Here is an 11,780-nt window from a genome sequence, read left to right as displayed (position 1 = left end):
CGGATCACCTCCTCGGGTATCCCACCGTTGACCGTGGAGCAGGGCCTGGCCCTCCTGGATACGGCCACCACCCTCGACGAACCCCACCTCATCCCCATCGGACGGCTCACCACCTCCACCTCGCCCCGTATGCGCGGTGAGGTCCCGACCATGTTCCGTGGTCTCGTCCGTGGCGGGCGGCGCATGGCTGCGACGACGGCGAGCGGTTCGGGCGCCGCGGTGGCACTCGCGGCGCGGCTGTGGGACCTGCGTGAGGGCGAGCGGGTTCGCCTCGTCGTGGACATGGTGCGGACGGAGGCCGCCTCTGTCCTGGGCCACGCCTCTGCTCAGGCCATCCACGCGGACCGCGACTTCCACGACCTCGGCATCGACTCCCTCACTGCGCTGGAGCTGCGCAACCGGCTCACCGCCGTCACCGGACTGCGCCTGCCCGCCACCCTGGTCTTCGACCACCCGACCCCGGCCGTCCTCGCCCAGCAGCTCCTCACCGAACTGCTCGACGAGAACAGCGACGTCCACGTGCCGACCGCCGTGGTCGCGGGGGCGGCAGACGACCCCATCGCCATCGTCGGGATGGCCTGTCGACTGCCTGGAGGTGTCGACTCCCCGGAGGATCTGTGGGCGCTCGTCACGGAAGGGCGGGAAGGTATAGCCGACTTTCCCACCGACCGGGGCTGGGACCTGGGCACCCTCCTCGGCGGAGGGCATGGGCCCGACGGGCGCGGTCGAAGCGCGACGGCCAAGGGTGGGTTCCTGCACGGAGTCGGCGAGTTCGACGCGGGCTTCTTCGGGATCTCTCCGCGTGAGGCCCTGGCCATGGACCCGCAGCAGCGGCTCCTCCTCGAAACCTCCTGGGAGGCGATCGAGCGCGCGGCCATCGACCCGGCGTCGCTGCGCGGCAGCGCTACCGGTGTGTTCGTCGGTACCGGGGGCCAGGACTACCTGACCCTCGTGATGAACTCGGCGGAGGACATCGAGGGACACGCCGGCACCGGTCTCGCCGCAAGTGTCGTGTCCGGCCGTGTCTCGTACACCTTCGGGCTGGAGGGGCCGGCGGTCACCGTCGACACAGCCTGCTCCTCGTCGCTGGTCGCCATGCATCTGGCCGCCCAGTCGCTGCGCAGCGGTGAGTGCACCCTGGCTCTGGCCGGTGGCGTCACGGTCATGTCGTCCTCCCTCGGCTTTCCGGGCTTCACGCGGCAGGGCGGTCTGGCGACGGACGGCCGGTGCAAGGCGTACGCGGACGCGGCCGACGGCACCGGATGGTCGGAAGGCGTCGGCGTCGTCGTACTCGAACGGCTCTCGGACGCCCGCCGCAACGGACATCAGGTGCTGGCGGTCCTCCGCGGTTCGGCGATCAACCAGGACGGCGCCAGCAATGGCCTGACCGCCCCCAACGGCCCCTCGCAGCAACGAGTGATCCGCCAGGCCCTCGCGAACGCCGGCCTGTCACCCACGGAGGTTGACGCCGTAGAGGGCCATGGCACGGGCACCACGCTCGGCGACCCCATCGAGGCACAGGCGCTGCTCGCCACGTACGGGCGGGATCGCGATCCGGAGCGTCCGTTGCTGCTCGGCTCGCTGAAGTCGAACATCGGTCACACGCAGGCCGCGGCCGGTGTGGCCGGGGTGATCAAGATGGTCATGGCGATGCGGCACGGGGTGCTGCCCCGCACCCTGCACGTCGACGCACCCTCCACGCACGTCGACTGGACTGCCGGTGACGTACGACTCCTCACCGAGACGATGCCGTGGCCGCAGAGCGACCGGCCGCGCCGCTCGGCGGTGTCGGCCTTCGGTATCAGCGGCACCAACGCGCACACCATCATCGAGCAGGCCCCGCCGGTGGAACCCGACGACACCGACCCGGAAGTGACCCCCACCGTCCTGCCTTGCACCGTGTCGGGCAAGTCCGAGACGGCGCTCGACGCTCAAGTCGAGCGCATCACCACCCTCGACGACATCAGCCCGCTGGACCTGGCCTACTCCCTCGCGGCCGCCGGACGCGGGGCGTTGGAGCACCGGGCGGTGTTGGTGGACGGTGTCGAGGTCGCGCGTGGTGTGGCGGTTGAGCGGTCGTTGGCGGTGTTGTTCTCGGGTCAGGGGTCGCAGCGGCTGGGTATGGGGCGTGGGTTGTATGCCCGGTTCCCGGTGTTCGCGGAGGCGTTCGACGCGGTGTGTGCGGGCCTGGACGAGCACCTCGACCGTCCCGTGCGTGATGTCGTGTGGGGTGATGACGCTGATCTGTTGAACCGGACGCTGTACACCCAGAGCGGTCTGTTCGCGGTCGAGGTGGCATTGTTCCGCCTCGTCGAATCACTCGGGGTGCGACCGGAGTTCGTCGCCGGGCACTCGATCGGCGAGCTGGCTGCCGCGCACGTGGCCGGGGTGTTCTCCCTTGAGAACGCCTGCGCGCTGGTGGCTGCCCGCGGCAGGCTGATGGAGGCGCTGCCCGAGGGTGGCGCGATGCTCGCCGTCGAGGCGACCGAGGACGAAGTGCGGCCGGTTCTGGACGAGTTCACGTCTGTTGCTGCAGTCAACGGTCCGTCGTCGGTCGTGGTCTCCGGCGCCCAGGACGCGGTCGAGTCGATCCGCTCCCACTTCGAGGTGCTGGGGCGCAGGGTGACGCCGCTGCGGGTGTCGCATGCCTTCCACTCGCCGTTGATGGACCCGATGCTGGAGGACTTCCGGGCGGTTGTGGCGGGGCTGTCCTTCTCGGCGCCGGAGATTCCGCTGGTGTCGAACGTGACGGGTGAGTTGGCGTCGTCCGAGTTGGTGTGCGACCCGGAGTACTGGGTGCGACACGTCCGTGAGACCGTCCGCTTCGCCGACGGAGTCAGCACCTTGAGCGAGGCCGGTGCCACCGCCTTCCTGGAACTCGGTCCCGACAGCGTCCTCACGGCACTGACGGCGGTCTGCGTGGACGACAGCGCAGTTGTAGCTGTCCCCGCCCTCCGCAAGGACCGCACGGAGGAACAGGCACTCGTCTCCGGCCTGGCGCGGCTGCACGTCAGCGGCGCAGGGCTCGACTGGACCTCGCTGTTCGACCGCACCGGTGCCCGGCGCGTCGATCTGCCGACGTACGCCTTCCAGCGTGACCGGTACTGGCCGGAGACCGGCCCTGCCCGGGCGACGGCTGCTGTTCCCGCGGCGGATCCCGCGGAGGCAGGCTTCTGGGCCGCCGTCGAGGGTGGGGATCTGGCCGCCCTCGCCTCGGACCTCGACGTGGACAGCGGGGCGCTCGAAGCGGTGCTGCCGGCGCTGTCGTCCTGGCGGCGGCACCGCCGTGACCAGTCGCAGCTCGACGCGCTGCGCTTCCATGAGACGTGGCAACCGTTGTCCCGCGTGGCGAACGCCCGCCCGGCCGGCCGTTGGCTCGTCGTCGCTCCCGCCCTCGCTCCCGCCCCCGGCTCCGCCGAGGAGTGGACGACGGCCGTCGTCGACGCCATCGGGGCGGACACTCTCTGCCTGAACACGGAGCCGTCGTCGGAGCGCGCCGTTCTGGCCCGGCAACTGCGCGAACTGCCCGACTCGGGAACCCCGTTCGCGGGCGTGCTGTCACTCCTCGCGCTGGAAGGCGAGAACGGTGTGACGGCGACCGCCGCCCTGTTCCAGGCCCTGTCCGACGCCGGGGTGACCGCACCGCTGTGGTGTGTGACGCGCGGCGCGGTGGCGGTCGGTGCCTCCGAGGTACTGTCCGCCCCGGCCCAGGCCGGGGTGTGGGGACTCGGGCGTGTGGCGGCGCTCGAGCACCCGCAGCGGTGGGGTGGTGTGATCGATCTGCCCGGGACGATCGACCCTCACGCGGCGCGGCGGTTCGCGGCGGTGCTGGCCGGCCTCGACGGCGAGGACCAGGTCGCGGTGCGGGCGTCCGCCGCCTACGGTCGCCGGCTGACGCCCGCCCCCGCCGGGGCGCCCGACGCCGGATGGCAGCCGGGCGCGGCGGACGCGCCGGAGGCTCGTGGCACCGTGCTCATCACCGGGGGTACCGGTGGCCGGGGCGCCCGGGTGGCCCGTCGGCTGGCGGGCGCGGGCGCGCACCGTCTGCTGCTCGTCAGCCGACGTGGTCCCGAGGCACCCGGTGCGGACGACCTCGTCGCCGATCTGCGGCGGCTGGGTGCCGAGGCGTCGGCCGTCGCCTGTGACGTGGCAGACCGGGACGCCCTGGCCTCGGTACTGGCCGGCATCCCGGCGGAGGCGCCGCTCGCCGCGGTGGTGCACGCCGCGGGAGTCGTCGACGACGGGGTGCTGGACGAGCTGACGGCCGAGCGGTTCGACGCCGTCCACCGGGCGAAGGCGGCCTCCGCCCTCCACCTGCACGAACTGACACGCGATCTGGACCTGTCGGCCTTCGTGCTGTTCTCCTCAGTGGCCGGGGCGGTCGGCGGTCCGGGGCGGGCCACCGTGGCGGCGGCCGGCGCGGTGCTCGACGCCCTCGCCCACCACCGCCGGGCCCAGGGACTTGCGGCGACCTCGCTGTCCTGGGGCGCCTGGTGGGACGAGGACACGACCGACACCCTCGAAACAGCCGTCGAGGCACGGGACGCCGACGCCGACGCCGCGGATGCCCCGCCACGCCGGGCCTCCGTCCCCGTCGTCCACCCCGAACTGGCCCTCGCGGCCCTGTGGCAGGCCGTCACCCGGCCCGACCCCACCCTGGTCCTGCTCGACCTCCAGCAGCCACAGGTCCTCGACGCGCTCGTCGGCCTGCGCGGCAACCCTCTGCTGAGGGAACTCCCCGCCGCCGGGCGAGCCCTCGAGGAAGCGGCGGCGGCCCGGGAGGAGTTCGCCTCCGAAGCCTCCGGGCTCGGGCGGAAGCTGCGGGCCCTGCCCGCGGGTGACCGCCTGCCGTTCGTCACCGACCTCGTACGCACCCATGTGGCGGCCGTCCTCGGTCACGCCGGGACGGAAGCCGTCGCAGCCGACCGGAAGTTCCGCGACCTCGGGTTCGACTCGCTCACCGCGGTCGAACTCGCGAGCCGACTGGATCTCGCCACGGGGCTGAAGGTGCCGGCCACCTCCGTCTACGACTACCCGACCGCCACCGTCCTCGCTCAGCGTCTGCTCGCCGAACTGCTCCACGAGCGGCCGGACGACGGCGTGCGCGCCCCTGCCGCCGTGGGCGCCGCGACGGCGGATGATCCGATCGCCATCGTGGGCATGGCCTGCCGGCTCCCAGGCGACGTACGCTCGCCGGACGACCTCTGGCGGCTGCTCCGCGAGGGCGGCGACGGCATCGCCGCGTTCCCCGACGACCGCGGCTGGGACCTGCGGACCCTGCGCGCGGGTGACCAGGACGGCCGCGGTCGCAGCGCCACCCTGGAGGGCGGATTCGTCCCCGGAGTGGCCGACTTCGACGCAGCGTTCTTCGGGATCTCGCCGCGCGAGGCCCTGGCCATGGACCCGCAGCAGCGCCTCCTCCTCGAAACCTCCTGGGAGGCGGTCGAAGGCGCGGGCATCGCACCGGACACCCTGCACGGCAGCCGGACCGGCGTCTTCGTGGGCACGAACGGTCTCGACTACGCGACCCTGATGATGAACTCCCGCGAGGACATCGGCGGGCACGCCGGAACCGGCCTCGCCAGCAGTGTCATGTCCGGCCGTATCTCCTACACGCTCGGTCTGGAGGGCCCGGCCGTCACCGTGGACACCGCCTGTTCGTCCTCGCTGGTGGCGCTGCACTGGGCCGCGCAGGCCCTGCGCAACGACGAATGCTCCCTCGCACTCGCGGCCGGTGTGACCGTGATGACCACCCCGGTGAGCTTCGCGGGCTTCACCGTCCAGGGCGGACTGGCCTCCGACGGCCGGTGCAAGGCCTACTCGGACGCCGCCGACGGCACGAACTGGTCCGAGGGCGTCGGTGTCCTCGTACTCGAACGGCTCTCGGACGCGCGCCGCAACGGCCACCAGGTCCTTGCCCTCGTCCGTGGCTCGGCGGTCAACCAGGACGGTGCCTCGAACGGCATCACCGCGCCCAACGGGCCGTCCCAGCAACGGGTGATCCGGCAGGCCCTGGCCGCCGCCGGACTCTCGCCCGCCGATGTGGACGCCGTCGAGGGCCACGGTACGGGCACCGCGCTCGGCGACCCGATCGAGGCGCAGGCGCTGCTCGCGACGTACGGCCAAGGCCGTGACCAAGAGCGTCCGTTGCTGCTGGGCTCGCTGAAGTCGAACATCGGTCACACGCAGGCGGCCGCCGGTGTCGCCGGTGTGATCAAGACGGTGCTGGCCCTGCGGCACGGCATCCTGCCGAAGTCGCTGCACCTCGACGAGCCGACCTCGCACGTCGACTGGACGGCCGGCGCGGTGTCCCTGCTGACCGAGGCCCGGCCCTGGCCGGAGGTGGACCGGCCCTGGCGGGCAGGTGTGTCCTCCTTCGGCATCAGCGGTACGAACGCCCACGCGATCATCGAGCAGGCCCCGCCCGCCGAACCCGCCCTGGCTGACACGCCCGTCGTGCCCGCCGTGGCGCCGTGGGTGGTGTCGGGCCGGACCCCGGCGGCCCTCGATGCCCAGCTGGAGCGGATCACGTCGCAGACCGGGCTTTCCGCCCTGGACGTGGGCCACTCCCTCACAACCGGTCGGTCCGTCTTCGCGCACCGGGCCGTCCTGATCGACGGAACCGAGGTGGCCCGCGGTGAGGCCGCGAGCCGCAGCACGGCGTTCCTCTTCTCCGGCCAGGGCGCACAACGCCTGGGTATGGGCCGTGAACTGTACGACCGCTTCCCGGTGTTCGCCCAGGCCTTCGACGACGTGTGCGGACACCTGGACCGGCACCTCGAACTGCCGCTGCGGGAGGTGATCTGGGGTGCGGACGCGGACCGCGCCGACCGGACGGTGTGGGCGCAGACCGGGCTCTTCGCCGTCGAGGTCGCGCTCTTCCGCCTCCTTGTCTCCCTCGGCGTACGCCCCGACGCCGTGGCCGGTCATTCCGTCGGTGAGGTGGCCGCCGCGCACGTGGCGGGGGTGCTCTCCCTGGAGGACGCCTGCACGCTGGTCGCCGCCCGGGGCCGGCTCATGCAGGCGCTGCCCGAAGGCGGGGCGATGCTCGCCGTCCAGGCCACGGAGGCCGAAGCCGTCGCGCGGCTCACGGACACGGTCGCCGTCGCCGCGGTGAACGGGCCGGAGTCAGTGGTCCTGGCCGGTGACGAGGCGGAAGTGCTCAGGATCGGGCGGGAGTTCGCGGCTCTGGGCCGCAAGACGTCCCGGCTGCGGGTGTCGCACGCCTTCCACTCCCCGCTGATGGACCCGATGCTGGACGACTTCCGGGACGTCGTGACCGGACTGTCCTTCGCGGCGCCGATGATCCCGCTCGTCTCCGACGTAACCGGTGAGCCGGCGGCCCCCGGGCTGGTGTGCGACCCCGAGTACTGGGTGCGGCACGTCCGCCGGACCGTCCGCTTCGCCGACGGCGTCCGGGCGCTGCGCGAGGCCGGCGCGTCGGCGTTCCTGGAGATCGGCCCGGACGGTGTCCTCGCCGCCCTGTCCCAGCAGAGCCTGGACGGCGACGACCAGGACTGTGTGGTCGTACCGGCGCTGCGCAAGCAGGGCTCCGAAGAGCAGGCGCTGGTCACCGCGCTGGCGCGGATGTACGTGAGCGGCGTGCGGGTCGACTGGGCCCGCCTGTTCGACGGCACGGGAGCCCGCAGCGTCCAGCTGCCGACGTACGCCTTCCAGCACGACCGCTACTGGCCGCGCCCCGCACCGCTCTCCGGTGACGTGACGTCCGCCGGACTCATGCCGGCCGACCACCCGCTGCTCGGCGCGGCGGTGCCGCTGGCCGGCTCCGACGGGCTGCTGTTCACCAGCCGGCTCTCCCTGCGGGTCCACCCGTGGCTGCTCGACCACCGGGTGAACGGCACCCCCCATGTTCCGGCGACCGCCTTCCTGGAGCTGGCCGTCCGTGCCGGCGACCAGGTCGGCTGCGCGCACGTCGCCGACCTCACCCTGGCCGAACCGCTCCCGCTCGGCGGTGCGGAGGAGCCCGTCGTCCAGGTGTGGACCGGTGCTCCCGACGACACCGGGGCCCGTACGCTGGTCTGCTACGCCAGGTCCGCGGACGCCGCACCGGACGAACCGTGGACCCGCTGCGCCACCGGCACGCTGGTCTCCGACGAGTCCGCCGAGTCCGACGGGTCGACCGGCGTTCCGTTCGACGCGCTGGTCTGGCCGCCCGCGGGCGCCGAACGCGTCGACCTGGACGGCTTCCACGAGGCATCCGGTCACGGCCCGGCCTTCCAGGGCCTGCGGACCGCCTGGTTGCGCGGCGACGAACTCCTCGCCGAGGTGGCGCTTCCCGCCGGCATCGCCGAGGACGCCCGCTGGTTCGGACTGCACCCGGCCCTGCTCGACGCCGCCCTGCACGCCACCACGCTGCTCGGGTTCGGCGCGGAGGACCGGCGGTGGCAGCCCCGCCGGTGGAACGGGGTGTCGCTGCACGCGAGCGGTGCCTCCGTCCTGCGCGTACGGCTGGTCCGCCGCGGCGAGGACACCGTGTCCCTGAGCGCGGTGGACGCCGAGGGCGCGCCCGTACTGTCGGTGCGTTCGCTGGAGCTTGCGGCGCCGGCCGAGGCACCGTCCCGTCGGGCAGGGCGCGATCCGCTGTTCCGCCTGGAGTGGGTCCCGGCCGAGACGGGCGGCGAGAGCGAGCCGATGCGCTGTGTGGCCCTCGGCACGGACGACTTCGGGGTGGGCGGCTCGACGGCCTCCCTTGCGGCACTCGCCTCGGCGGCCCCCGACACCCCGGACCTGGTCGTCGTGTCCCTGACCGCCGCGGACGCCGACGACGTGCCCGCCACCGTGCACGCGCTGACGACCCGCGTCCTCGAACTGGTCCAGGAATGGCTCGCCGAGGAGCGGTTCGCCGCCTCGCGACTGGTGTTCGTCACCCGCGGAGCCGTCCGTGGCGACTCCGAAGCCCTGCGCGACCTCACGGGCGGCGCCGCCTGGGGCCTGGTTCGCTCGGCCAACTCCGAGCACCCGGACCGCTTCGTCCTCCTCGACATCGAGCGGGACGAGGACGTCGCCACGGCCCTGCCACGCCTCTCCGGCCCGCTCGCCGCGGGCGAGGCCCAGTTCCTCGTACGCGACGGAGTCGTCCGGGTGGGCCGGCTGGCCCGCCTGATCACGGGCCCGAGCCTGCTGCCGCCGGCCGGTGTGCCGTGGCGCCTGGAGCGCGCCGACGGCGCCGAGGGGGACGGACTGTGGCTCGCCCCCGGTCCGCGGACGGCTCAGCCCCTGGCCGCCGGACAGGTGCGCCTCGCCGTGCGGGCGGCCGGGCCGGTTTCCGTGGACGGCCCGGTGCCGCTCGGCCGGGTCGCGGGCACGGTCACGGAGACCGGCCCGGGGGTGAGCGGGGTACGACCCGGAGACCGGGTGGTCGGCCTGGAGCCGGCGCCGCTCGGCCCGCTCGCCGTCCTGGACGAGCGGCAGCTCGCTCCGCTGCCGGCCGACCGGACCTGGGAACAGGCCGCGGCCGTCGGCACCACGGCTGCACGCTCGTACGACATCCGGCACGCCCGGGCCGTCCTGAGCGAGCACCCGACCGCCGAGGACGTCGTGTTCACCATGCCGCCGGTGTGGAATCCCGAAGGCACCGTGCTGATCACCGGTGGTACCGGTGCGCTGGGCCGCCATCTGGCCCGGCGCCTCACCGCCGGCGGTGTGCGCCACCTGCTGCTGACCAGCAGGCGTGGCCCGGACGCTCCCGGCGCGGCTGAACTGACCGCCGAACTGAGGGAGCTGGGGGCGAGCGTGACCATCGCCGCCTGTGACACATCCGACCGGGACGCCGCGGCGGCGCTGCTCGCGGCGATCCCCGGGGAGCACCCGCTCACCGCGGTCGTGCACACCGCCGGTGTCCTCGACGACGGTGTCATCACCTCCCTGACCCCCGAGCGTGTGTCGGCCGTGCTGCGGCCCAAGGTCGACGCGGCCTGGAACCTGCACGACCTCACCCGCGGCCTCGACCTGGCGGCGTTCCTCACCTTCTCGTCCATCGCGGGCGTCATGGGCAGTCCCGGCCAGGGCAACTACGCCGCGGCCAACTCCTTCCTCGACACGCTCATCGACCACCGCACCGCCCTCGGACTGACCGGTACCTCGCTCGCCTGGGGTCCCTGGGTCCAGGACGACGGCATGACGAGCGAGCTGAGCGACACCGACATGCGGCGCATGCAGTCCGGCGGCATGCCCCCGCTGTCCGTCGAACAGGGCCTGGACCTCTTCGAGGCCGCGACCGGCTCCGCCGAGCCGCTGGTCATCCCCATCGGACTGGCGGGCGGGGCGATGCGTCCGCAGGGCGAGGTCCCACCGCTCTTCCGCGGCCTGGTGCGAACCGCCCGGCGGACCGCCGTGAACGAGGCGGGCGGCGCGGACGTGACGGTCACCTTCACCCGGCGTCTGCTGGAACTCCCCGAGAGGGACCGGATGCGTTTCCTCACCGACGTCGTACGCACCGAGGCCGCCACCGTCCTCGGGTACGACACCGCCGGCGAGGTGGCGTCGGACCGGGACTTCTACGAGCTCGGCTTCGACTCGCTCACCGCGGTCGAACTGCGCAACAAACTGTCCGCCGTCACCGGCCTCAGGCTCCCCGCCACGGTCGTCTTCGACAACAAGACACCCGCCGACCTGGCCGCCTGGCTGCGCGGCGAACTCGCCACCCGGCAGCCCGACTCCGGCGACGAGACGGACGGCGCCCTCCTGGCACCCTCCGGCGCACCCGAACTCGACTCCCTGGAGCGGCTGTTCACCGACGCCCTCGCGTCCGGGAAGGTGACCGAGGCCCAGCGCATGCTGGCGACCGTGGCGGCGCTGCGGCCGAGCTTCGAGGCGACCGCCGAACTGGAGGACCTGCCCTGGGCGGCGAACCTCGCCGAAGGAGACCTGGGCCCGCGGCTGATCTGCGTCAGCGCCCCCACCGCCAACGCGGGCATCCACCAGTACGCGCGGTTCGCCGCACACTTCCGCGGCAAGCGGGACGTGTCCGCCCTGCCCCTGGTCGGCTTCTCGACCGGGGAAAGGCTCCCGGCAACCCCGGAGGTCGCCACCCGCACCATCGCCGAGAGCGCCCTCCGGGCCGGCGAAGGACGGCCCTTCGTCCTGCTCGGCCACTCCTCCGGCGGCTCCTTCGCCTATGCCGCGGCCGGACTGCTGGAGCACACCTGGGGGATCAGGCCCGCCGGTGTCGTCCTGCTGGACACCTTCAGCTTCCGGCACGACGCCGGCGAAGGCATCGACTACGGCGGCATGATGCGGCTCAACTTCGCCGGGGGCGGCGGAGCGGGCGGGGACGCCGGTGCGGAAGCCTCTCCGGTGCGCCTGACCAACTCCCGGCTGTCCGCGATGGGCCGCTGGATGGTCCTGCTCAACCAGCTGGACGTCCAGCACACGACGGCTCCCGTGCTGCTGGTCACCTGCGACAGGTCGCTGGTGGGCGTGGACTCCGCGCCCATCGAGCAGCAGGACGCCCCGCGCCGCCGGCAGCCGCTCGTCACGGGTGCCGACGAACGCCTCGTCGACGCCGACCATCTCTCGATGATCCGAGAGGACTCCGCGAAGACGGCCGAGATCGTGGAGGAGTGGCTCGGGCGGTACCGCGAGCCCGGCACGCGCCAGGCGCACTGATCGCGAGGACCGGCAACGCCGGTCCGTCCTGATCGCCACGAAGGCCTCCGGCGCGGAGGGGATGCCGAGTCCTCACCGCACCGGAGGCCTTCGCCTGCGGTCCGAGAAGTCTCAGATCTCCCCTAGACATTTCGGGTGCATGGTGGCTCCCG

The 11,780-nt window shown here is 73.2% G+C and carries 1 protein-coding gene; it reads left to right on the top strand.

Annotated features, from left to right (window positions below; translation table 11 throughout):
• On the top strand, positions 1 to 11,628 hold an 11,628-nt coding region (locus FB157_RS45920; RefSeq protein WP_186581997.1), incomplete at its 5' end, for a type I polyketide synthase.
• Positions 11,629 to 11,780 lie beyond the last annotated feature (152 nt).

Origin of the sequence: Streptomyces sp. BK340 (assembly GCF_007827595.1) — a bacterium.
In the GTDB taxonomy this organism is placed as follows: domain Bacteria; phylum Actinomycetota; class Actinomycetes; order Streptomycetales; family Streptomycetaceae; genus Streptomyces.
Note: the sequence above shows the minus strand (reverse complement) of the source record. Positions and strands in the feature narration are given on the sequence as shown.